The sequence below is a fragment of the Bradyrhizobium sp. T-12 genome (genome assembly GCF_058314695.1).
On record NZ_CM177756.1, the window covers coordinates 82,169 to 106,527 of the forward strand.

18 protein-coding genes are annotated in these 24,359 nt (G+C 66.6%); 12 read left to right on the forward strand and 6 right to left on the reverse strand.

The genetic code is table 11. The features are described 5' to 3' along the window. The first annotated feature begins 43 nt into the window (after window positions 1-43). The 12 genes from ubiE to AC0WRY_RS00425 all read left to right on the forward strand — a co-directional run bounded on the left by ubiE (window position 44) and on the right by AC0WRY_RS00425 (window position 18,275). Complete coding sequence (gene ubiE, locus AC0WRY_RS00370; RefSeq protein ID WP_194405162.1) at window positions 44-805, forward strand: bifunctional demethylmenaquinone methyltransferase/2-methoxy-6-polyprenyl-1,4-benzoquinol methylase UbiE; 762 nt, start codon at window positions 44-46, stop codon at window positions 803-805. Beyond that, window positions 802-2,376 (forward strand): 2-polyprenylphenol 6-hydroxylase, encoded by a 1,575-nt coding sequence (ubiB, locus tag AC0WRY_RS00375; protein WP_211415297.1) that lies wholly within the window; start codon window positions 802-804, stop codon window positions 2,374-2,376. Before ubiE ends, ubiB begins: the two co-directional genes overlap by 4 nt. Before the next feature lie 56 nt (window positions 2,377-2,432). After that, window positions 2,433-3,884: a bifunctional phosphopantothenoylcysteine decarboxylase/phosphopantothenate--cysteine ligase CoaBC gene (gene coaBC, locus AC0WRY_RS00380; protein WP_491122534.1), complete on the forward strand. Its 1,452-nt coding sequence runs from the start codon at window positions 2,433-2,435 to the stop codon at window positions 3,882-3,884. After that, complete coding sequence (gene dut / locus AC0WRY_RS00385; protein WP_491122535.1) at window positions 3,881-4,339, forward strand: dUTP diphosphatase; 459 nt, start codon at window positions 3,881-3,883, stop codon at window positions 4,337-4,339. Before coaBC ends, dut begins: the two co-directional genes overlap by 4 nt. A 191-nt stretch (window positions 4,340-4,530) precedes the next feature. Continuing rightward, on the forward strand, window positions 4,531-7,035 hold the full coding sequence (locus AC0WRY_RS00390; RefSeq protein ID WP_491122536.1) for a sensor histidine kinase: 2,505 nt from the start codon (window positions 4,531-4,533) through the stop codon (window positions 7,033-7,035). After that, window positions 7,032-8,552, forward strand: a complete 1,521-nt coding sequence (gene tsaE / locus AC0WRY_RS00395) for a tRNA (adenosine(37)-N6)-threonylcarbamoyltransferase complex ATPase subunit type 1 TsaE (RefSeq protein WP_491122537.1) — start codon at window positions 7,032-7,034, stop codon at window positions 8,550-8,552. Before AC0WRY_RS00390 ends, tsaE begins: the two co-directional genes overlap by 4 nt. Window positions 8,553-8,640: 88 nt before the next feature. Then, window positions 8,641-8,958 (forward strand): PilZ domain-containing protein, encoded by a 318-nt coding sequence (locus tag AC0WRY_RS00400; protein ID WP_194405168.1) that lies wholly within the window; start codon window positions 8,641-8,643, stop codon window positions 8,956-8,958. 124 nt (window positions 8,959-9,082) lie between these two features. Then, window positions 9,083-9,805, forward strand: a complete 723-nt coding sequence (locus AC0WRY_RS00405; protein WP_194405169.1) for a nucleotidyltransferase family protein — start codon at window positions 9,083-9,085, stop codon at window positions 9,803-9,805. Window positions 9,806-10,083: 278 nt separating this feature from the next. Then, the gene (gene addB, locus AC0WRY_RS00410) at window positions 10,084-13,230 is read left to right on the forward strand and encodes a double-strand break repair protein AddB (protein ID WP_491122538.1); all 3,147 of its coding nucleotides are present in this window, start codon (window positions 10,084-10,086) and stop codon (window positions 13,228-13,230) included. Then, window positions 13,224-16,733, forward strand: a complete 3,510-nt coding sequence (gene addA, locus AC0WRY_RS00415; RefSeq protein WP_194405171.1) for a double-strand break repair helicase AddA — start codon at window positions 13,224-13,226, stop codon at window positions 16,731-16,733. The genes addB and addA overlap by 7 nt, the downstream gene beginning before the upstream one ends. 69 nt (window positions 16,734-16,802) lie before the next feature. Further along, a complete protein-coding gene (gene trxA, locus AC0WRY_RS00420) occupies window positions 16,803-17,123 on the forward strand; it encodes a thioredoxin (RefSeq protein WP_008540017.1) in 321 nt (106 codons plus the stop codon). Between the two features lie 144 nt (window positions 17,124-17,267). Next, window positions 17,268-18,275 carry an ATP-dependent DNA ligase gene (locus tag AC0WRY_RS00425; protein WP_194408113.1) on the forward strand — a complete coding sequence of 336 codons (1,008 nt, stop codon included), beginning with the start codon at window positions 17,268-17,270 and terminating at the stop codon, window positions 18,273-18,275. A gap of 76 nt (window positions 18,276-18,351) precedes the next feature. Here AC0WRY_RS00425 and AC0WRY_RS00430 read toward each other — a convergent pair whose 3' ends face one another. The 6 genes from AC0WRY_RS00430 to AC0WRY_RS00455 form a co-directional block, all read right to left on the reverse strand. Beyond that, the gene (locus AC0WRY_RS00430) at window positions 18,352-19,092 is read right to left on the reverse strand and encodes a metallophosphoesterase family protein (RefSeq protein ID WP_194405172.1); all 741 of its coding nucleotides are present in this window, start codon (window positions 19,090-19,092) and stop codon (window positions 18,352-18,354) included. Between the two features lie 126 nt (window positions 19,093-19,218). Next, on the reverse strand, window positions 19,219-20,562 hold the full coding sequence (locus AC0WRY_RS00435; protein ID WP_194405173.1) for a bifunctional folylpolyglutamate synthase/dihydrofolate synthase: 1,344 nt from the start codon (window positions 20,560-20,562) through the stop codon (window positions 19,219-19,221). Then, window positions 20,559-21,500 carry an acetyl-CoA carboxylase, carboxyltransferase subunit beta gene (gene accD / locus AC0WRY_RS00440; protein ID WP_194405174.1) on the reverse strand — a complete coding sequence of 314 codons (942 nt, stop codon included), beginning with the start codon at window positions 21,498-21,500 and terminating at the stop codon, window positions 20,559-20,561. The genes AC0WRY_RS00435 and accD overlap by 4 nt, the downstream gene beginning before the upstream one ends. Before the next feature lie 90 nt (window positions 21,501-21,590). After that, a complete protein-coding gene (gene trpA / locus AC0WRY_RS00445; protein WP_194405175.1) occupies window positions 21,591-22,427 on the reverse strand; it encodes a tryptophan synthase subunit alpha in 837 nt (278 codons plus the stop codon). Continuing rightward, the gene (gene trpB / locus AC0WRY_RS00450) at window positions 22,424-23,638 is read right to left on the reverse strand and encodes a tryptophan synthase subunit beta (RefSeq protein WP_491122539.1); all 1,215 of its coding nucleotides are present in this window, start codon (window positions 23,636-23,638) and stop codon (window positions 22,424-22,426) included. Before trpB ends, trpA begins: the two co-directional genes overlap by 4 nt. Beyond that, window positions 23,635-24,294 (reverse strand): phosphoribosylanthranilate isomerase, encoded by a 660-nt coding sequence (locus AC0WRY_RS00455; protein ID WP_194405177.1) that lies wholly within the window; start codon window positions 24,292-24,294, stop codon window positions 23,635-23,637. Before AC0WRY_RS00455 ends, trpB begins: the two co-directional genes overlap by 4 nt. Between the last annotated feature and the right edge of the window lie 65 nt (window positions 24,295-24,359).

The following is a 24,359-nucleotide window of genomic DNA, read 5'->3' on the forward strand; positions in this document are numbered from 1 at the left end:
CATTGCGGCGGGCGCGCTATGGTCCGCCCAGTGGAGTAGAGTAATGGATCGGCCGGGCGAAACCACGCATTTTGGCTTCAGGGACGTGCCCCTCGGGGACAAGCAGACGCTGGTGAACGACGTGTTTCACAGCGTGGCGTCGCGCTATGATTTGATGAACGATTTGATGTCCGGCGGCCTGCACCGGGTCTGGAAGGACATCATGATCACGGCGCTGGATCCGCCCAGGAGCGATCGGCCGTTCGCCTTGCTCGACGTGGCCGGCGGCACCGGCGACATCTCGTTCCGCGCCGCCAAGGCCGCAGGTGCGGGCTTCCATGCCACCGTCTGCGACATCAACACCGACATGCTGGCGGTAGGCCGCGAGCGCGCGGCCAAGCGGCATCTCGAAGCCAAAGTCGATTTCGTCGAAGGCAATGCCGAAGCGCTCGGCTTCGCGGACCGCAGCTTCGACGCCTATACGATCGCGTTCGGCATTCGCAACGTACCCCGGATCGATCTGGCGCTGCACGAAGCCTATCGCGTGCTGAGGCCCGGCAGCCGCTTCCTCTGCCTTGAATTCTCCAGCGTCGAGATGCCCGGGCTCGATCGGCTTTATGACCTGTTCTCGTTCAAGGTGATCCCGCCGCTCGGCCGTATGATCACGGGCGATGCCGAGTCCTACCAATATCTGGTTGAATCGATCCGCAAGTTTCCGAAGCCGAACGCCTTCGCCGACATGATCCGCGAAGCCGGCTTTTCCCGCGTCAGCTGGCAGACATTGTCCGGCGGCATCGTCGCACTGCATTCGGGCTGGCGTTTGTGATCTCTGCCTTCAACCACATTTCGCGCCTGATCCGCGCCGCGTTCGTCTTCGCGCGCGAGGGCGTGTTCGGCTCGGTCGATCCGAGCCTGGTGCCCCCGCCGGGACAGCTCGCGCTGAAGCTCGCACGCCTCGTCGAACGCCGCGGCACCAAGCACGGTCCCCGGATCGCTCGCGCGCTGACACGGATGGGCCCCGCCTATCTCAAGCTCGGACAGTTCCTGGCGACGCGCCCCGACGTCGTCGGCGTCATCATGGCCCGCGACCTCGAAAGCCTGCAGGATCGCCTGCCGCCGTTTCCGCAGGACGAAGCCGAGGCCGCGATCGCGACGTCGCTGGAGCGCCCGCTGAAGGACGTGTTCGTGAGCTTCGGGCCGGCCGTCGCAGCCGCCTCGATCGCGCAGGTACATCGCGGCGAAGTCCTGCACGACGGGATCCGCAAATCGGTCGCGGTCAAGGTGCTCCGGCCGAACGTCGCCGCGCGTTTCCGCCGCGATCTCTCCGACTTCTTCTTCGTCGCACACAAGGCCGAGACCTACTCGGCGGAAGCGCGGCGGCTGCGCCTCATCGAAGTCATCAACACCATGTCGCGCTCGGTCGCCATGGAGATGGACCTGCGTCTCGAGGCAGCTGCGCTGTCGGAGATGGCGGAGAACACCCGCGACGACCCCGATTTCCGCGTGCCTGCAGTCGACTGGGACCGCACCACGCACAACGTGCTGACGATGGAGTGGATCGACGGCATCGCGCTGAACGATCACAAGCGCCTGGAAGAGGCGCAGGTCGATTTGCCCGACCTTGGCCGCAAGGTGATCCAGAGCTTCCTGCGCCACGCGCTGCGCGACGGCTTCTTCCATGCCGACATGCATCCGGGCAATCTGTTCCTCGACGACGCCGGCCGTCTCGTCGCGGTCGATTTCGGCATCATGGGCCGGCTCGGCATGAAAGAGCGGCGCTTCCTCGCCGAAATCCTGCTCGGCTTCATCACCCGCGACTATCGCCGCGTCGCCGAGGTGCATTTCGAGGCGGGCTACGTGCCCGCGCATCACTCGGTCGAGAATTTCGCGCAAGCCATCCGCGCCATCGGCGAGCCGATCCACAATCGCACGGCGGAAGAGATCTCGATGGCGCGGCTCTTGACGCTGCTGCTCGAGGTCACCGGCCTGTTCGACATGACGACGCGGCCCGAGCTGATCCTGCTGCAGAAGACCATGGTCGTGGTCGAAGGCGTGGCGCGCGGCTTCGATCCCCGGCTCGACATCTGGAAGGTCGCCGACCCCGTGGTGCGCGAATGGATCGAGCGCAATCTCGGTCCGATCGGCCGGGTGCAGGGCGCGCTCGCCGGAACCGGCGACATCGCGCGGGTGCTGATGCGGCTGCCAGAGATCGCCGAGCGGTCGGTGAAGGTGCTCGAGCAACTCGAAACCATGACGCGGGAGGGCATCAGGCTGTCGCCGGAGAGCATCGCCGCGATGGGACGGAGCGAAGGCCGCAAGAACCGCTGGCGCACCGTCGCGCTCTGGATCATCGCCGCGACCTTCATCGGAATCCTGATCGCCGTCCGGAATTTATGATTGCACTGCAATCATGCGAATGATAGCATCGCTATCATTCCGTGCTGGAGGGCGCCGTGGCAAGCCTCACCATCCGCAAGCTCGACGAACACGTCAAAACCTATCTGCGGCTGCGCTCGGCCAAAAACCACAGGTCGGTCGAGGAAGAGGTCCGGGTCATCCTGCGGGAGCTGATCGAGGGCCGCGAGGAGCCGCTGAGGCCGTTTTCGGCGCCGCCCGCCGCATCCACCGCCCCTACGCCGCAGCGCGCCGGCGCGGTCGCAGAGGCCAGCGTCACCCTGATCATCGGCGGCGGCATCGCGGCCTACAAATCGCTCGACCTGATCCGCAGGCTGAAGGAGCGCCGCATCGAGGTTCGGTGCGTGCTGACCAAGGCGGCCCAGCAATTCGTCACGCCGCTGGCGGTGAGCGCGCTGTCGCATGAGCGCGTCTACACCGACCTGTTCGATCCCCAGAGCGAGTTCGACGCCGGGCATATCCGCCTCGCGCGCGACTGCGACCTCATCGTGGTGGCGCCGGCCACCGCAGATCTGATGGCGAAGATGGCGAACGGCCATGCCGACGATCTCGCCAGCGCCATCCTGCTCGCAACCAACCGCAAGGTGCTGCTGGCACCGGCGATGAATCCGCTGATGTGGAGCAATGCGGCGACCCGCCGCAACGTCACGCAGCTTCAGCGCGACGGCGTCGTGCTGTGTGGACCGAATTCCGGCGAGATGGCGGAGGCGGGCGAGGCGGGCGTCGGCCGCATGTCGGAGGCGATCGAGATCGCCAATGCCGCCGAGCGCCTGCTGCGGCCCCCGATGCCAAAGCCGCTCGCCGGCAAGCGCGTGCTGATCACTGCAGGTCCGACCTACGAGCCAATCGATCCGGTGCGCTACATCGCCAACCGCTCCTCCGGCAAGCAGGGCTTTGCCATTGCCGCGGCCGCTCAGGCCGCCGGTGCCGAGGTGATCCTGGTGAGCGGTCCGGTCGATCTCAGCGATCCCCCGGGCGTGACGGTAAAGCATGTCGAATCGGCCCGGCAGATGCTGGAGCAGGTGCAGGCCGCGCTGCCCGCCGACATCGCGATCTTCGCTGCCGCCGTCGCCGATTGGCGCGTCGCCAATGAAGGCGAGCAGAAGCTGAAGAAGACGTCCGCCGGCATGCCGCCGCTGCAGCTGGTCGAGAATCCCGACATCCTCGCCACGATTTCAAAATTGACCGACAAGCGCCCGCCGCTGGTGATCGGCTTTGCCGCCGAGACCGAGCACCTCATCGACAACGCCAAGTCGAAGCTCGCCCGCAAGGGCTGCGACTGGATCGTCGCCAACGACGTCTCCCCCGCCACCGGCGTGATGGGCGGCGACCGCAACACCGTGCATCTGATCAGCCGCAAGAATGGTGAGAAGAATGGCGAGATGGCAGTTGATTCCTGGCCGGTGATGACCAAGGAACAGGTCGCCATCGAACTGGTCGCGCACATCGCAAAGAGCGCGACCGACACATCCCTGGAGTCGGCGCCTTGAGCACGAAAGTCACTGTCGAACTGCAGCAACTGGCGCATGCCGACGGCCTGCCATTGCCGGCCTATCAGACCAGTGAGGCCGCCGGGCTCGATTTGATGGCCGCGGTTGCGGACAGCGAGCCGCTGACGCTCGCGCCCGGCCAATATGTGCTGGTGCCGACCGGGCTTGCGATCGCCTTGCCGCCCGGCTTTGAGGCCCAGGTGCGGCCGCGCTCGGGACTCGCGGCCAGGCACGGCGTCACCGTGCTGAACTCGCCGGGCACGATCGACGCCGACTATCGCGGCGAGATCAAGGTGATCCTGATCAATCACGGCACGGCCCCGTTCGTGATCAAGCGCGGCGAACGCATCGCCCAGATGGTGATCGCGCCCGTGGTGCAGGCGGCGCTGGTTCCAGTGGCGACGTTGTCGACGACCGATCGCGGCACCGGCGGCTTCGGCTCGACCGGGCGCTAACGCACGGCAGATCCAGCCGAATCATCCCGAAGAACTACGTGAGCTGGAACACCGCGCCCCGCATTTTTTTGGGGCCGCCTTTGCGTTCACGATCTGGACTCTTACCGGCGGAGTCACGGTGAGGGTATTGTCTTTTGATTCGCGCGCGACGGGGGTCGCCGCGCGTAGATTCGTGCGGTCTTGGGGCAACTATGTCAGGCGTGATCGTGTCGATGCGTCGGACGCTGCTGTCGTGCACATCACTTGCGCGCAACGGCTTGTTGGGAGGCGCTCTTGCAGCGCTGCTGCCGGCTGCGCCGGCCGAGGCCGCCGACCTCATCGACACCCTCTCCATCATGCTGAATTTCAACCGGCAGGAACTCGCGGTGCTCGCCACCGCGCTGGCCCTGCTCGGCTTCTCGGTGATGGCCGCGATCCTGTTGATGCGCACGCGCGTGCGGACGGCGAAGAGCGAGGCGCGGCTGCGCGCCCGGATCGGGGAACTCCAGCTGCAGGCCGACCGCTTCGGCGCGCTGCTGTTCGCCGAGCCGCAGATCCTGATCTCCTGGCCGGCCGGCGACAATCGCGCGCAGATCTCCGGCGACATCTCCTTGGTGCTGCCGCGCGACTCCTCGCCGCAGCGCGTGCTCGCCTTCGGAACCTGGTTGCCGCCGGAACCCGCGCTGCAGATGGACCATGCGGTCGACGCCCTGCGTGACCGCGGCGACGGGTTCCAGCTGACGCTGGGCACCGCACATGGCCATACGCTGGAAGCGATCGGCCGCGCCATCGGCGGCCAGGCCATCGTCCGGATTCGCGAACTCTCGGGCCTGCGCCGCGAGCTGGCCGAGACCCATCTGCGCTACAACGCGCTCTCCGACGAGACCGAGATGCTGCGCGGCTTTGCCGCCGCCGCACCCTGGCCGATCTGGGCCAAGAGCGAGAACGGCGCGCTGACCTACGCCAACCCGGCCTATGTCCGCGCGACCGAAGCGAACAGCGTCACCGACGCGCAGGAACGCAAGCTCGAGCTGCTCGACAGTGCCGATCGCACCGCGCTGGAGCGGGGCCTGAAGGACGCGGCCAGTTTCAACGCGCGGCTGCCGATCGTGATCGGCGGCGAGCGCCGCATCTACGACGTGCGCGCGGTCAATGTCGGCAGCGGCAGCGTCGGCGTCGCCATCGATGCCAGCGAGGCCGATGGCCTCAGCTCGGCGCTGGTGCGCATGGCCGAGGCGCATCGCCGCACCCTCGACCAGCTCTCCTCCGGCGTTGCCGTGTTCGACGGCCAGCGCCGCCTCGCCTTCTACAACGATTCCTACCGCCGGCTGTGGGACCTCGACCGCAGCTTCCTCGACGCCCATCCCGACGATTCCAGCGTGCTCGACCAGCTCCGCGCCGCGCGCAAGCTGCCGGAACAGCCCGATTTCCGCGCCTGGAAAGCGAAACTGCACGAGGCCTACCGCGCGGTCGAGGCTGCGAAGGACACGTGGTATCTGCCCGACGGCCGTGCGCTCTCCGTCGTCACCACGCCGAACCCGGAAGGCGGCGTCACCTATCTGTTCGACGACGTCACCGAGAGCCTCGAGCTCGCCCGCCGCTTCGACGGCATGATCCGGGTCCAGCGCGAGACGCTGGACAGCCTCGCCGAGGGCGTCGCGGTGTTCGGCAGCAACGGCAAGGCGCAGCTGTTCAACCCGGCCTTCGTCCGGATGTGGAAGCTGTCGAGCGATGCCATGCGCGACGAGCCGCACATCCAGACGGTGGAAGGCTGGTGCCACCAGCTGTTCGACGACCCCGCGGTCTGGCGCCAGATCCGCGAGGCAGTCACCTCGATCGAGAGCCGCGCCGACGTGCCGCTGAAGCTGGAGCGCAAGGACGGCAGCGTGCTCGACGGCATGATCCGCCCGCTGCATGACGGCGCAACCATGCTCACGTTCCAGGACATCACCGACACCGAGAATGTCGAGCGCGCGCTGCGCGAGCGCAACGAGGCGCTGGAGACAGCCGACCAGATGAAGGTGGATTTCGTCCACCACGTCTCCTACGAGCTGCGCTCGCCGCTCACCACCATCATCGGCTTCGCGCATTTCCTCAGCGATCCCTCGACCGGGCCGCTGACCCCGAAACAGGCCGAATATCTCGACTACGTCACCAAATCGACCAACGCGCTGCTGGCGCTGACCAACAACATCCTCGATCTCGCCACCATCGATGCCGGCGCGATGAAGCTGGAACTCGGGCCGGTCGACGTCAGCAAGACCATCGAACTCGCCGCCGAGGGCATCCAGGACCGCCTCGCCACCGACCGCATCCGCCTCAAGGTCGAGATCGCGCCCGATGTCGGCAGCTTCGTCGGCGACGAGAAGCGCGTGGTGCAGGTGCTCTATAACCTCCTCGCCAACGCCGTCGGGTTTTCTCCACAGGATTCCACCGTCGGCATCAGCGCGCGGCGTACCGAGCGCAGCGTGGTCTTCACCGTGACAGATTCCGGGCCTGGAATACCTGCCGACATGAAGGACAAGGTGTTCAACTGGTTCGAAAGCCGCTCGCAGGGCTCGCGTCACCGCGGCGCCGGGCTCGGCCTGTCGCTGGTGCGCTCCTTCGTCGAGCTGCATGGCGGCAAGGTGCGGGTGGATTCGATCGTCGGCCGCGGCACGGTCGTGATCTGCGATTTCCCGACCGACCAAGCGGCGCATCGCGACGCCGCCGAATGACAGAACCCACGAAACTCTCCGTCGCGCTTCACAACGAGACGGCCACCGCGCAATTGATGGCCGACCTCGCGCTGCTGGTCGGCCCTGGCGACGTCATCGCCCTGACCGGCGATCTCGGCGCCGGCAAGACCGCAGCAGCGCGCAGCCTGATCCGCTATCTCGCCAGCGACGAGGAGCTGGAGGTGCCCAGCCCGACCTTCACGCTGGTGCAGGGCTACGAGCTGCCGCCCTTCCCGGTGCTGCATGCCGATCTCTACCGCGTCGAGGACGAGAGCGAGCTCGAGGAGATCGGGCTGTCGCCACTGCCCGATGCCACGCTCGTCCTGATCGAATGGCCGGAGCGCGCGCCGTCGGCAATGCCGCAGGACCGCATCGACATCGCGTTGACGCATCGCCCGGCGCTGGGGTCGAATGCACGCGCAGCCGACATCGCCGGGTATGGCAAGGGTGCCGCGACTGTGGCGCGATTGCAGGCGCTGCGCGAATTTCTCGATGCCTCCGGATACATCGACGCGACGCGCAAGCGGATGGCCGGCGATGCCTCGACACGATCCTACGCGCGCCTGATCCGCGACGACGAGGTCGTCATCCTCATGAACTCGCCGCAGCGGCCGGACGGCGCGGCGCTCTACAACGGCAAGTCCTACAGCGCCGCGGTGCATCTCGCGGAAAACATCAAGCCGTTCGTTGCCCTCGACGAAGGCCTGTGCGAGGCAGGAATCTCCGCGCCGAAGATCCACCATTTCGATCTCGACCACGGTTTCCTGATCTCCGAGGATTTCGGCAGCGCAGGCGTGATCGAAGGCGATCCGCCGCGCCCGATCGCCGAGCGCTACGAGGCCGCGACCGATCTATTGGCCGCGCTGCATGGCAAGACGCTGCCGGAGACGTTGCCGCTGGACGGGCAGACCTATGCCATTCCCGTCTTCGACATCGAGGCGATGCTGATCGAAATCGGCTTGATGCCGGAATGGTATCTGCCCGACCGCAACGCGCCGCTGAGCGAGGCAGCGCGCGCAGAATTCTTCGCGATGTGGCGGGAGCTCTTGAAGAAGCCGCTGGCGGCACCGCGGACGTGGATCATCCGCGACTACCACTCGCCGAACTTGATCTGGCTCGCTGACCGCGACGGCATCCAACGCGTCGGCGTGATCGATTTCCAGGACACCGTGCTCGGTCCGCACTCCTACGACGTGGTGTCGCTGCTGCAGGACGCCCGCATCGACGTGCCCGAAAACATCGAGCTGACGCTGCTGTCGCGCTACATCAAGGCGCGGCGCGCGGCCGATGCCGGCTTCGAGGCGGCCGGCTTCGCCGAGCTCTACGCGATCATGTCGGCGCAGCGGAACACGCGGCTGCTCGGCACCTTCGCCCGCCTCAACCGCCGCGACGGCAAGCCGCATTATTTGCGTCACCAGCCGCGGATCTGGACCTATCTGCAGCGCTCGCTGGCCCATCCCGCGCTGAGTGCCTTGCGCGACTGGTATCTCGCCAACGTCCCGCCTCCTCAGGCCTGATTAACGACCCGATTTACCGGCCGTTAGCCAAGATGTCGCTATTCTGACGGCGAGGGAGCCGGATGATTACGGGGCTGGAGCAGGGCAGATGGCGGCGAAAGCGGATCAGCGCGGAAATAGCAGGGTCGTTTTCGAGCGTGGGATTCCGGCCCAGATGATGGGTATCGACGGGACCTGGCGGCGCGAATGCACCATGGAGGATGTCTCCGATAGCGGCGCCAAGCTGACCATCGACGGCTCGGTCGAAGGCCTGCACCTGAAAGAGTTCTTTCTGCTGCTGTCGTCCACCGGACTGGCCTACCGGCGCTGCGAGCTTGCCTGGGTCAATGGCGACCAGATCGGCGTCAATTTCCTCAAAGTGGGCGACAAGAAGAAAAAGGTGCGTTCCACAGCCGTCGGGGCATGACGGCAACACCCGTCGTACAACCGTCACGGCGGGTGGCTAAGGCGGTTGAGATGCGGTGCGGCCAGTCGTGGCTCATGCTAGGATTGCCGCGAAAGCGAAATCAAGGGATCTGAGAAAGCGAAGGATGTCCGTCAAGCCGACCAAAGCCATGGTGCTCGCCGCAGGGTTCGGCCTGCGCATGCGTCCGCTGACGGACAAGATGCCGAAGCCGATGGTGCCGGTCGCCGGCCAGCCGCTGCTCGATCACGTGCTCGACAAGCTCGGCCAGGCCGGCGTGAGCGAGGCCGTGGTCAACGTGCATTACCTGCCGGATCAGATCATCGATCACACGGCCTCGCGCCAGCATCCGCGCGTCACCATCTCCGACGAACGCGACCAGGTGCTGGGCACCGGAGGCGGCGTGGTCAAGGCGCTGCCGCTGCTCGGTGATGCGCCATTCTATCATGTCAATTCCGACACGCTCTGGATCGACGGCGTGCGCTCCAATCTGACGCGGCTCGCTGAAAATTTCGACCCCGCGCGCATGGACATCCTGCTGCTGATGGCGCCGACCGCAACCAGCATCGGCTATAGCGGCCGCGGCGATTACGGCATGCTGCCTGACGGCGCCCTGCGCAAGCGCAAGGAAAAAGAGGTCGTCCCGTTCGTCTATGCCGGCGCGGCGATCCTGTCGCCCGCGATCTTCGCAGGCGCGCCGCAGGGTGAGTTCTCGCTGACCAAGATGTTCGACCGCGCCAACGAGCAGGAGCGGCTGTTCGGCCTCCGCCTCGACGGCGTCTGGATGCATGTCGGCACGCCCGATGCAGTCCATGCCGCGGAAGAAGCGTTCCTGGAGAGCGTGGCGTAAGCGCTTCCGTGTCCTGGACGCGGTGCGACGCCATAAGCGCGTTTACGCGCGTCTTCGACACGCTATGGTGCCGCGCCGCAGAGCCGGCACCCACTCGATCCTCCCTCACGGAACGAAGCAGCGTGGGCCCCGGCTCAGCAGCGCATCACTGCGTGCTGCGCAGCGTCCGGGGCACGAGCGGTGGCTCGCACGAACAACGGGGACTATCTACCCTCCACCCATGACCATTTGATCCCGCCTCCTTATATTGGCGCCTGATCCACCGAATCAGGCAGCTCATGCGCGTCTTCAGCGTTCCCCTCTCAGTTCCGTTCCTGCGCACGGTTGTCACGGCCCTGCTCGAGGGGCGGCTGGTCGAGGGATTCGAGGCGCGCAAGGAACCGGCGCGCCTGGCGGACGCCACGCTGTATTTACCGACCCGGCGCGCCATGCGCGTCGTGCGCGAGATCTTCCTCGACGAGATGAAGGCGGATGCGGTGGTGCTGCCGCGCATCGTCGCGCTCGGCGACATCGACGAGGACGAGCTCGCTTTCGCTGACGAGGGCGAGCAATTCTCCGGCACGACGCCCCTCGAGATTCCGCCGCGGCTCGGCGAGCTCGAACGGCGGCTGACGCTGGCGCAGCTCGTCGCGGCCTGGGCCAAGGGCCCGGTGCTGGCGCCGTTGGTGGTCGGCGGACCCGCCTCGACGCTCGCGCTCGCCGGCGATCTCGCGCGCCTCATCGACGACATGGTCACGCGCGGCGTCGACTGGAGCGCGCTCGACGGCCTCGTGCCTGACAACCTCGATCGCTATTGGCAGCACTCGCTCGAATTCTTGCGCATCGCGCGCATCGCCTGGCCCGCTCATCTCGCCGAGATCAACCGGATCGAGCCCGCGGCGCGGCGCGATCTCCTGATCGCGGCGGAAGCCAAACGGCTGACCGCGCATCCAAGCGGGCCGGTGATCGCGGCGGGATCGACCGGCTCGATGCCGGCCACCGCGAAATTCCTGCACGCGGTCGCGCAACTAGCCCATGGCGCCGTGGTGCTGCCGGGCCTCGACACCGATCTCGACGAGGACGCCTGGCGGACCATCGGTGGCGTGCGCGATGCGCTCGGCAAATTCGTGGAGCATCCGGCCTCGAACCATCCGCAATATGCCATGCACGCGCTGTTGCAGCGCTTCGGCATCAAGCGCACCGACGTCGAGATCCTTCAGCCGCCGACTGAGGGCGGCCGCGACCTGCTCGCATCGGAATCGATGCGCCCCTCGGCCAAGACGGAAGTCTGGCACGACCGGCTGAAGCAGCCTGATGTCGCAGCGAAGATCTCAGGCGGCATGAACAATCTTGCGGTCGTCGAGGCTCCCAATCCTGAAATGGAAGCGCTCGCCATCGCCATTGCGATGCGTGAGGCGCGACATCTCGACAAATCCGCCGCGCTGGTGACGCCCGACCGCGCGCTGGCGCGACGGGTGATGGCGGCGCTGACCCGGTGGGGGCTCAGTTTCGACGATTCCAGCGGCGATGTGCTGATGGAAACCTCGGCCGGAATCTTCGCGCGCCTTGCGGCAGAGGCGGCGACGAAAGGGTTGGAGCCACCGACGCTGTTGGCGCTGCTGAAGCATCCGCTGTGCCGGCTCGGACGCGCGGGCGGCGCATGGAAGGCGACGATCGAAGACCTCGAACTCGCGGTCTTGCGTGGCACGCGTCCGCCCGCCGGCACCGCCGGCCTGCTGCGCGAATTCAACCGCTTTCGCGAGGAGCTTGCAAAACTGGGGCGCCGCGAGGTTTCCGCACTTCATAAATCCGAGCCCCGCGCGCGTCTCAAGGCCGAGGATCTCGATGGCATCCAGGCGCTGATCGGCGTTTTGCAGAAGGTGCTGGCGCCGATCGAGAGCCTGGCCTCAGCGAAACCATATGACTTTGCCGAACTGGCACACCGGCACCGTGAGATCATGATCGAGCTGTCGCGCGACGAGCAGGGTATCCCACTCGCTTTCGAGGACCGCGAGGGCCTCGCGCTCGCCAGCGCCCTCGACGATCTCCTGCGCGGCGGCACGACCAGCGGATTGATGGTGCAGCTGCCCGACTATCCCGACGTCTTCCAGACCGCCTTCGGCGATCGCGCGGTGCGACGGCGCGACAAGCCCGGCGCGAGGCTGCAGATCTACGGCCCCCTGGAATCGCGCTTGATGCAGGCCGACCGCATCATCGTCGGCGGCCTGATCGAGGGCGTCTGGCCGCCGGCGCCTCGCATCGATCCCTGGCTGAGCCGGCCGATGCGGCACGAGCTCGGCCTCGATCTGCCGGAGCGCCGCATCGGCCTCTCCGCCCATGACTTCGCGCAACTGCTGGGCGGCGTCGAGGTCATCCTCACCCATTCCGCCAAGGCGGGCGGCGCGCCCGCGGTGGCCTCGCGCTTCCTGCACCGGCTCGAGGCGGTCGCGGGCGACGAGCTCTGGAAGGCCGCCATTCGCGCCGGTGAGACGTATGTGCGATTTGCAAACAGGCTGGATCAGCCCGACAAGGTCGAGCCGATCAAGCAGCCCGAGCCGCGGCCGCCGCGCGCGACGCGGCCGCTGAGAATGTCGGTCACCGCGATCGAGGACTGGCTGCGCGATCCCTACACGATCTACGCAAAACACATCTTGCGGCTGGATGCGCTCGATCCCGTCGACATGCCCTTGTCGGCCGCCGACCGTGGCTCTGCGATCCACGAAGCGCTTGGTGAGTTCACCAAGTCCTATGCTTCGTCTCTGCCCGACGATCCCGCCCGTGTGCTGCGCGAGATCGGCGAAAAGCACTTCGCACCTTTGATGGAACGTCCCGAGGCGCGAGCGCTGTGGTGGCCGCGCTTCCAGCGCATCGCGCGCTGGTTCGGTGAATGGGAGACCGCGCGCCGCGAGGCGATCGAGGCGGTCACCGCAGAAACCCGCGGCGAGATCTCGATCCCACTCGACAATGCGCGCACGTTCTATCTCTCCGCGCGCGCCGACCGCATCGAGCGGCGCCAGGGCGGCAGCTACGCCATCCTCGACTACAAGACCGGGCAGCCACCGACCGGCAAGCAGGTGCGCATGGGCCTGTCGCCGCAGCTGACGCTGGAGGCCGCGATCCTGCGCGAAGGCGGCTTCGCTGATATCGACGCGGGCTCGTCAGTGAGCCAGCTCGTCTATGTGCGCGTGAGCGGCAACAACCCGCCGGGCGAGGAGCGCATTCTCGAGCTCAGATATCGGCAGAGCGACGCACAGCAGCCGCCTGACACGGCGGCCGCGGAAGCACGCGCCAAGCTGGAGGCGCTGATCCGCGCCTTCGAGGACGAGAACCAGCCCTACACCTCGCTGAACCTGCCGATGTGGACGAACCGCTACGGCGCCTATGACGACCTCGCCCGGATCAAGGAATGGTCGGCCGCGGGCGGATTGGGGATCGAGGAATGGTGAAGGCACCGCGCCCCATCCCCGACGAGGTGCGTGCGCGGCAGGCGCGCGCGTCGGATCCGACCGCCTCGGCCTTCGTGTCGGCCAATGCCGGCTCGGGCAAGACCCATGTGCTGGTGCAGCGCGTGATCCGCCTCTTGCTGTCGGGCGTGCCGCCGGAAAAGATCCTCTGCATCACCTTCACCAAGGCCGCCGCCGCCAACATGGCCGAGCGCGTGTTCACCACGCTCGGGCATTGGGTGACGCTGGATGACCCCGCGCTCGACGCGGCGATCCGCGCGGTCGGCATCCCGCATCCCAATGCAAAGCTGCGCCGTGACGCGCGAAAGCTGTTTGCTTGCGCGCTGGAGACGCCGGGCGGCTTGAAGGTGCAGACCATCCACGCGCTGTGCACGCGCCTGCTGCAGCAATTCCCGTTCGAGGCCAACGTGCCTGCGCGCTTCTCCGTCATCGACGAGCGCGACCAGAACGACATGATGGAGCGCGCCAATCTGAAGGTACTGCTGGAGGCCGCGCGCGATCCCGAGAGCGTCACCGGCCGCGCCTTGCTGACCGCGATGGCGAGCGCCGCCGACGTCACCTTCAAGGAGGTCGTGCGCGAGGCCTGTCTCAGCCGCGATCATTTCATGGCCTGGACAGACGGGGCCGGCAACGCGGAAGCTGCTGCCGCGCAGATGGCGGCGGCGCTGGGCGTCGATGCCGGGGACCGGATCGAGGACGTCGAGACGGAGATTCTCGATGGGCCCTATTTGCCGCGCTCGCGCTGGGACGACATCGCCTTTTCGCTGGAGGACGGCAGCAAGTCCGACAATGACCAGGCTGGCCGGCTCCGCGAAGCCAAGATATTTTCCGGCAGCGCGCAGGTTGACGCCTATCTCGGGGTCTTCCTCACCGACGAAAAGCTGCCGCGCAAGACGCTGCTGACCAAGAAATTTTGTGATCATAATCCCTCCGTCGCCCGCCTGTTCGAGGCGGAGGCGCAGCGCGTGAGCGGATTGGTCGAGAAGCGCCGCGCCGTGACCATGCGCGACCGCACCGCAGCCTTGCTGCATATCGCGACCGCGGCCGCCGCAAACTATCGCCGCGAAAAGCAGGAGCGCGGCCTGCTCGACTACGACGATCTCATCGACAAGACGCTGGCGATGCTCGACCGCATCTCCTCGGGCTGGGTGCATTACAAGCTCGATCGCGGTGTCGACCACGTCCTGATCGACGAGGCCCAGGACACCAGCCCGCGGCAATGGGACATCGTCGCCCACATCATCTCCGAGTTCACCGCCGGCGAAGGCGCGCGCGAGGGATTGAACCGCACCATCTTCGCGGTCGGCGACGAAAAACAGTCGATCTTCTCGTTCCAGGGCGCCGCGCCGCACGAATTCGACGCGCGCCGGCGCGAGCTGCACCGCAAATTCACCGCCGCCGGGCTGAAATTCGACCCCGTTGCTTTCACCTATTCGTTCCGCTCGGGCGCCACCATCCTGCACTCGGTCGACCACGTCTTCCGCGATCCCCAGATCTACAAGAGCATCCATTCGGTCGAGATCGGCCACCCCCTGCACAATGCACTCGCTGACGCCGGCCCCAGCGTGATCGAGCTGTGGGATCTTGCCGAGGCCGACGACCGGCAGGAGATCGAGGGCTGGCGCGCGCCGTTCGACGGCGTTGCCGCCACGAGCCCCGAGGTCAAGCTGGCGCGCCGCATCCAGGCCGAGATCAAGCGGCTGGTTGAGAGCGGCACGCTGACGGGACACGAAGGCGAGCGCCGGCCTCTGCGTTACGGCGACATGCTGATCCTGGTTCGCCGGCGCGGCAATGCGTTCGACGCGGTGATCCAGGCGCTGAAGCACGCGGGCGTGCCCGTCGCCGGCGCCGACCGGCTCAAACTCACCGAGCATATCGCGATCATCGATTTGATGAACCTCGCGGACGCTCTGCTGCTGCCGCAGGACGATCTCGCGCTCGCGGTGGCGCTGAAGAGCCCGCTGTTCGGACTCGACGACGACGACCTGTTCCAGCTGGCCCATGACCGCAAGGGGTCGCTGCGCCGCGCGCTCGGCGAGCACGCCGTCGGCAACGAGAAGTTCGCGACCGCGCTGCGTCGCCTGGAAGCCTGCGAGATGTGGGCGCGCGAGGAGACGCCGTTCGCCTTCTACGCCTGGCTGCTCGGCGGCGACGGTGGCCGCGCCCGCATGCTGCGCCGGCTCGGTCACGAAGCCAACGACGCGCTCGACGAGTTCCTGGAGCTGGCGCTGAACTACGAGCGCAAGGCGCCGGCCTCGCTGCAGGGCTTCATGGCGTGGCTGCGCTCGGCCGACACCGAGGTGAAGCGCGACATGGAGATCTCGCGCGACGAGGTGCGGGTGATGACCGTGCACGGCGCCAAGGGTCTCGAAGCCTCCGTCGTGTTCATGGTCGACACCACGTCGTCGCCCGCGGACTCGCAGCGGGTCCGGCTGATCCACGTGCCGCGCGGCAATGGCGGCGAGGTCGTGGTCTGGGCCGGCCGCAAGGCCGACGATCCCAAGCCGGTCGCGGACGCACGCAAGGCGATGATCGACGAGACCGAGGACGAATATCGCCGCCTGCTCTATGTCGCGATGACGCGCGCGGCAGACCGGCTGATTGTCGGCGGCTGCATGCCCGGCAACATGAAGACGGTCCGCAAGCTCAGCTGGTACGATTTGGTCGACACCGGGCTCGCCGGCTCCGGTCTGGACAAGCAGGTGATCGAGACGCCGCTCGGCAAGGTGACCCGATTCGCCCGGCCGGAGGATGTGGCGGCGCTGGGCACGCCGGCGGCATCCGTGGACCAGACCGTTGCCCTCCCCGATTGGCTACGGGAGGCGGCGCCACGCGAGACCACCGACGATGACATGGTGCGCCCGTCGGGTCAGCCGGCCGACGAAGGCCGCAGCGTGCGATCCGGCGAATCGGTGCAGTCCCGCGCGCTCGCATTGCAACGCGGCACGCTGGTGCATCGGCTGCTGCAATCCCTCCCCGACATCGCCGTCGAGCGGCGTCGCGAGGCGGCCCTCGGCTTCATGGCGCGCAATGCCGCGGACTGGACCGACGCCGATCGCACCGCACTGGCCGACAAGGTGCTCGCTTTGATCACTGAACCGCGCTTTGCGCCGGTCTTTGCCGCCGGCAGCCGGGCGGAAGTCGCCATCGCCGGCCGGCTGGAGCGGCCGGGCCGCCCGCCGGCCTTGGTGTCGGGGCAGATCGATCGGCTGGTCGTGCGTTCGGATGAGGTTTTGATCGTCGATTTCAAGACCAATCAGGCGGCGCCTGCGAGCGCGGCTCAGGCGCCCGTCGCCTATGTCCGGCAACTTGCGCTGTACCGGGCGGTGCTGGCGCGGCTTTATCCCCAAAAGCCCATCCGGGCCGTTCTGCTCTGGACCGAGGCCCTTGAATATATGGAGATTTCAGCCCCCGCGCTGGACGCGGCGCTGGCATCCCTTCATCTCGGTGTGAGCGTCCTTGACCCGGCAAGAAGCCGTTCATAGGTTCACCCCATGATCCCGGGCGCGATTCCAGGTCGCGCCGATTCTTTCAACCCGTGTGAGGTACTCCCAATGGCCGTTAGCAAGGTTTCCGACGCCGATTTCGAAGCCGAAGTGCTCAAGGCGAACGGCCCCGTGGTCGTCGATTTCTGGGCGGAGTGGTGCGGCCCGTGCCGCATGATCGCACCCGCGCTCGACGAGATCGCCGGCGCGATGGGCGACAAGGTCAAGATCGTGAAGCTCAACGTCGACGAGAGCCCGAAGACCGCCTCGAAGTACGGCGTGATGTCGATCCCCACCCTGATGATCTTCAAGGGCGGCGAGATGGCCTCCCGCCAGGTCGGCGCCGCGCCGAAGGCGAAGCTGCAGCAGTGGATCACCTCCGCGGTCTGATCCGTTTCGCGCAAGATTATTTTCGACAACGGCCGGCGAAAGCCGGCCGTTCTGCGTTGACGGGACGTGTTCAGCGTATGACGAGTCCCGTCCTTGCCAGCCCCTCCCCGAAAGCGCGCCCGAAGATCGACCTCGCTCGTTGCGATGGAGGCGCGCTCGGTCGACGAGATCCCGCGCGGCAAGGAGTGGCAGTACGAGCCGAAATGGGACGGCTTTCGCTGTCTCCTCTCGCGCGACGGCAGCCGGGTCGATCTGCGCTCGAAGTCAGGTGAGGACCTCGCGCGCTATTTTCCGGAAGTGGTGGCCGCTGCCCTGAAGCTCAAAGCGGATCGTTTCACGCTCGACGGCGAGCTCGTCGTGCCGCACGGCAAGGGTTTTTCCTTCGACGCGCTGCTGCAACGGATCCATCCCGCCGCAAGCCGCGTGAAGAAGCTCTCGGAAGAAACCCCGGCGCTCTATCTCGCCTTCGATCTGCTCGCGACCGCCAGAGACGAGCAGCTTGCCAAAAAGTTGCTGAGCGAACGGCGGCCGGTGCTGGAAGCATTTGCGAAAGCCAATCTGAAAGGCGGCATCTTTCGTCTCTCGCCGTCCACGACCAGCTATGCCACGGCCAAAAAGTGGCTGGCGCAATCCGGCGGCGGCTCGGACGGCGTCATCGCCAAGCGGATCGACCTGCCGTATCAGGCCGGAAATCGCGACGGCATGCAGAAGATCAAGAAATTCCGCAGCGCCGATTGCGTGGTCGGCGGCTTCCGCTATGCCACCAACAAGATCGCCGGCCGCAAGGTGGTGGGATCGCTGCTGCTCGGGCTCTATGACACGAAGGGACTGTTGCACCATGTCGGCTTCACCTCGGCGATCAAGGCGGGCGAGAAGCCCGAACTGACCGACCGGCTGGAGGCGCTGATTGGCGAGCCCGGCTTTACCGGCAACGCGCCGGGCGGACCGAGCCGCTGGTCGACCGAGCGCTCAGCAAAGTGGTGCCCGCTGAAGCCGAAGCTGGTGATCGAAGTTTGCTACGACCATTTCAGCGGCGAGCGCTTTCGCCATGGCACCTCGATCCTGCGCTGGCGCCCGGACAAGGCCCCGCGGCAATGCAGCTTCGATCAGTTGAAGCAGAAGGCGGCCCATCCGATGAAGCTGCTGAAGTAGCACGGTCTGGTGCCCCGGACGCAGCGCGAAGCGCTGCAGAGCTTTGTGCTGCACCGCGCCCGGGACACGAGCGTGGTTACCCGATCCATCCCGTCGCGAGCGCGTTCGCGAGCTCAGGCTGCCCGTTGCGACGTGCGAGCACCGCCATAGCCTCGTGATCATACGCGACGTTTCGGAACGTCACCTGCCAGGCACCATCAAACAATTCGAGGATCGCATAGCGCGCGTGCGGCGTGCCGGCTTCGACGACATGCGGATACGGATGCTTGTCGCGAAAACCGGGGCAACCGACGCTGCCGGGATTGACGATCAGCCGGCCGTCACGCAACCGCACGGCACGGGCGAGATGGGTGTGGGCGCAGAGGATCAGCGGTTGCGTGACGCCATGCGCGAATTGCTCGATCCGGTCCAGCGGCGACAGCGCCACCGCGCCGTCGGGATGCACAATGTCGAGCCAATAGATCTCGTCATTGCCGGGGGTCGCATGACAGAGAAACACCTGATCGCGAAATACAAGCGTCATCGGCTGCGCACGCAGCCAGTCGAGTTGCGCGGCATTCAGTGCGTCATGGGCGGGACGGTCCCACGAGCCCATCTTCTCCGGCGGACGGTCGAGCAGATAGCGGTCGTGATTGCCGAGCACGTGCACGGCGTCGAGCGGCATCAGCATTTCCATCGTGCGGCGGGCATCGAGCGGGCCGCTCAGCATGTCGCCGAGATTGACGATGTCGGTGATGCCAAGCGCGCGGATGTCGGCGAGCACCGCCTCCAGCGCAAGGTAGTTTCCGTGGACGTCGGCGATGGCCGCAAAGCGCATTGTCGTGATCCCCTAATCTCGTGCCCCGGACGCGGCGCATCACGCAGTGGTGCGCTGCTGAGCCGGAGCCCATGGTGCGGCATTCCGGGTCCCGGCTCGCGCTTCGCGCGTCCGCGACACGCAACCTCATGCAGGAGGCGTGCCGTTGATCGCCAGCACGTGACCGGCCAGATACAGCGAGCCCGTGATCAGGATGCGCGGCGGCACCTCATAAGCGAGCTTCGACAGGGCCCGCAGCGCGGCTTCGACGTCGGGCGCGGGCTCGACGCGCATGCCGAGGCTGCGCGCGGCGTCGGCGAGGCGGTCGGCCGGCATTGCGTTCTCGGTGTCGGGGATCGGCACCGCGATGATGTGGCGGGTGAGGCCGGCGAAATTGGCCAGGAAGCCTTGCGCATCCTTGTTGGCCATCATGCCTGCGATGACGACCAGCGGCCGCGACACCCGCTCTTCGAGGTCGCCCAGCGCCGCGGCCGCGACACGCCCGCCTTCGACATTGTGCCCGCCATCGAGCCAGATCTCCGAGCCCTGCGGACCCCAGGACAGCAGCTCGCCCGAGGTGATGCGCTGCATCCGCGCCGGCCATTCGGCGCCCACGATGCCGGCCTCGAAGGCGGCCTGATTGATCTTGAAATCCGGAACCGCGCGCAGCGTCGCGATCGCGAGCCCGGCATTGTCGAACTGATGGCGGCCGAACAGGCGCGGTGCCGGCAGATCCATCAGGCCACGATCGTCGGAATAGACCAGACGTCCGCGCTCGACATTGACGTGCCAGTTCTCGTTCGCGGCAAACAGCGGCGCACGCATGCGCCTCGCCTGCGCCTCGATCACCGCCATGGCGTCCGGCGATTGCTCCGCAGAGATCACGGGCACGCCGCGCTTGATGATCGCCGCCTTCTCGCCGGCAATCGATGTCAGGGTATCCCCGAGGAAGTCCATGTGGTCCATGCTGACGGGGGTGATCACGCAGGCCGCAGGAGTGTCGATCACATTGGTCGAGTCGAGCCGGCCGCCGAGGCCGACTTCGAGCAACACGACGTCAGCCGGATTCTGCGCGAACAGATGAAAGGCGGCTGCCGTCTTCAGCTCGAACAAGGTCGCGACCTCGCCGGCATTGACGCGCTCGACCTCTTCCAGCGCCGCGCGTAGTTCATCGTCACCGACCAGCACGCCGCCGCCGGCGCGGCCGAGCCGGAAGCATTCGTTGATGCGGACGAGGTAGGGCGAGGTATAGGCGTGGACGCGCAAGCCCGCAGCCTCCAGCGTCGCGCGCAGATAAGCCAGCGTCGAGCCCTTGCCGTTGGTGCCGGCGATGTGGATCACCGGCGGCAGCTTGCGTTCGGGATGGCCGAGCCGCGCGAGCAGGCGGTGCATCCGCTCGAGGCCGAGATCGATGCGCTTCTGATGCAGGGCCGACAGCCGCCCGATCAATTCGCCGAGCGGCGTCTTCGTGCTGTCAGGGGACGCGTTCACGCGTGGGGCGCAGCCGGCGCCGTCTCAGCGGCCGATACGATCTGTGCCGGGCTCGTCACGGCCTGGGTCGGCTTCGATACGCCCTCCTGCGCCGGCGCCTTGGTCAGCAGGCGGCAGAGCCGCGCCAGGGTCGGGCGCAACTCATGACGATGCACGACCATGTCGACCATGCCGTGCTCCTTGAGATACTCGGCGCGCTGGAAGCCTTCGGGCAGCTTCTCGCGGATGGTCTGCTCGATCACGCGCGCGCCGGCAAAACCGATCAGCGCGCCGGGCTCGGCGATCTGCACGTCGCCCAGCATCGCGTAGGACGCAGTGACGCCGCCGGTGGTCGGATTGGTCAGCACGACGATGTAGGGCAGCTTGGCCTCGCGCAGCATCTGCACTGCGACCGTGGTCCGCGGCATCTGCATCAGCGACAGGATGCCTTCCTGCATGCGCGCACCGCCGGATGCGGCGAACACGATGAACGGAGACTTCTTCTCGACCGCGAGCTCGAGCCCGCGCACGATGGCTTCGCCTGCGGCCATGCCGAGCGAGCCGCCCATGAAGTCGAAATCCTGCACGGCGACGACGACGGCGGCGCCTTCGAGCTTGCCGTAGCCGACCTTGATCGCGTCATTGAGGTTGGTTCGCGCGCGGGCATCCTTGATGCGGTCGACGTATTTCTTCTCGTCGCGGAACTTGAGCGGGTCGGGCGTCACGTCGGGCAGCGCCACGTCGTACCAGGTCTCGTTGTCGAAGATCGACTTCAAGCGCGCCACCGCGCCCATGCGCATGTGGTAGTTCGAGCCGGGGATGACGAACTGGTTGGCCTCGACGTCCTTGTAGAACACGAGCTGTCCGGAATCCGGGCACTTGATCCACAGATTCTCCGGCGTTTCCCGCCGCAGCATGTTGCGGATCTTCGGCCGGACCACATTGGTAAGCCAGTTCATGGTTTGCTCCGATGTGCGAGCCCCCGCTGGGGTTCGCCTGAAGGGATATATGGCCGCCGGACCTAGCCCCGGCAAGCCGTCGTCTCGGGCCTATTCGGCCGCCTGTTGCGCGCCCTTGACGCCCTGGGCCAGGGCTGCGGTCAGCTCGGCGACGGCATTGACGGTCTTGGCCGTCGCGCGCCCTTCCGCATCGAGGCTGTTCTTGAGCGCATCGACCAGCGCAGTGCCGACCACCGAGCCATCGGCCTTCTCGGCAATGGCACGTGCCGCCTCCGGCGTGCGGATGCCGAAACCGACGCATATCGGCAGCTTGGTGTGCCGCTTGATGCGCGCGACAGCGTCGCCGACGACATTCGCGTCCGCCGCCGCTGCACCGGTGATGCCGGCGATCGAGACGTAATAGACAAAGCCAGAGGTGTTCGCGAGCACCGCGGGCAGGCGCTTGTCGTCGGTGGTCGGAGTCGCCAGGCGAATGAAGTTCAGGCCGGCCTTCAGCGCGGGAATGCAGAGCTCGTCGTCTTCCTCCGGCGGCAGATCGACGATGATCAGGCCGTCGACACCGACCGTCTTGGCATCGGTCAGGAACTTGTCGACGCCGTAAATGTAGATCGGATTGTAATAACCCATCAGCACCAGCGGCGTGACATTGTCGTCCTTGCGGAAGTCGCGCACCAATTCCAGCGTCTTCTTCAAGGTCATGCCGACCTTGAGCGCGCGCAGACCTGCAGCCTGAATCGAGGGACCATCCGCCATCGGATCGGTGAAGGGGATGCCGAGTTCGATGACGTCGGCGCCTGATTTCGAGAGCGCCTTGACGATCTCGAGCGACGTCGCCGGATCAGGATCGCCGGCCATCACATAGGTGACGAAGGCCGCGCGGCCCTGCTTCTTCAGCTCGGCAAAACGGGTGTCGATACGCGTGGTCACTTCTTGCCCCTCAGGATGTCGCCGACCTGCGGGACGTCCTTGTCGCCGCGGCCGGAGAGATTGACGACCATCAGGTGGTCTTTCGGCCGCTTCGGTGCCAGCTCCATCACCTTGGCGATGGCATGCGCGGGCTCGAGCGCGGGAATGATGCCCTCGAGCTTCGACAGCAGCTGGAACGCGGCGAGCGCCTCGTCATCGGTCGCCGAGAGATAGTTCACGCGGCCGACCTCGTGCAGCCAGGAATGCTCGGGCCCGATGCCGGGATAGTCGAGGCCGGCCGAGATCGAATGGGCGTCCTGGATCTGCCCGTCGGCGTTCATCAGGAGATAGGTGCGGTTGCCGTGGAGCACGCCGGGGCGGCCGCCCGCGATCGAGGCCGCGTGCAGTTGCGTCAGGCCGTGGCCTGCGGCCTCGACGCCAAAGATTTCCACGGAGGGATCGTCGAGGAACGGATGGAACAGGCCCATCGCGTTGGAGCCGCCGCCGATGCAGGCGACCAGCGAATCCGGCAGGCGACCCTCGATCTCCTGCATCTGCGCCTTGGTCTCGTGGCCGATGATCGACTGGAAGTCGCGCACCAGCATCGGATAGGGATGCGGGCCTGCGACCGTACCGATGCAGTAGAAGGTGTTGTGCACGTTGGTGACCCAATCGCGCAGCGCCTCGTTCATGGCGTCCTTCAGCGTGCGCGTGCCCGACTGCACCGGGACCACCGTCGCGCCCAGCATCTCCATGCGAATGACGTTGGGCTGCTGCCGCTCGACGTCGACCGCGCCCATATAGACCACGCATTCCAGGCCGAAGCGCGCACACAGCGTCGCGGTGGCGACACCGTGCTGGCCCGCGCCGGTCTCGGCGATGATGCGCTTCTTGCCCATGCGCCGCGCCAGCATGATCTGGCCGAGCACGTTGTTCACCTTGTGCGAGCCGGTGTGGTTCAGCTCTTCGCGCTTGAGGTAGATCTTTGCGCCGCCGAGATGCTCGGTCAGGCGTTCTGCGAAATATAGCGGCGAGGGCCGGCCGACATAGCTCTTGAGATAGCCGTTCATCTCGGCCTGGAACGCCGGATCGGCCTTGGCCGCTGTGTAGGCCTTCTCCAGGTCGAGGATCAGCGGCATCAGGGTTTCGGCGACGAAGCGTCCACCGAAAATGCCGAAATGGCCGCGATCGTCGGGGCCGCTGCGATAGGAATTGGGTTTGGCGACGTTCATCGAACACTCAACTCTTGGCTGGCGCGCGCGGCGCGAATGAAGGCTTTGATCATCTCCGGGTCCTTCACGCCGGGAGCGCTCTCGACACCGGAGGAAACATCGACGCCGCCAGCGCGAGTGACGCGCAGGGCTTCGGCGACGTTCCCCGCATGCAGACCGCCCGAAACCATATACGGCAGCTTGAGCTCAAGGTTTCCGAGCAGGCGCCAGTCGAAGGGCGTACCGAGGCCGCCGGGCCGCGTCGCGTCTTTCGGTGCTCGCGCGTCGAACAGGATGCGGTCGGCAACCGCCGCGTAGCCAGGCAGCACGGCAAGATCCGCAGCCACCTCGACCGGCACCACTTTCATCACCGGGCGGCCGAACCGCTGCTTGATGTCGCGCAGCCGCGCGACGCTTTCCTTGCCGTGGAGCTGGAAGATGTCCGGCGACAGCGCGTCCATGATGTTGTCGAACGTGGCATCATCGGCATCGACGGTGAGCGCCACCTTGAGCGCGCGCCCCCTCACCTGGCGACCGAGGTCGCGGCCGAGCTCCAGGGACAGGTGCCGCGGCGACGGCGGAAAGAACACGAACCCCACCATATCCGCACCCGCCTCAAGCGCCGTTTGAAGCGTCTCGGGCGTGGACAGGCCGCAGATCTTGACGAGCAGGGACATGGTCTCAATGCAAATGGAGGCCGCAGGTCCGCGGCCGGAAAACGGGGCTTTCGGTTGCGGCCGCT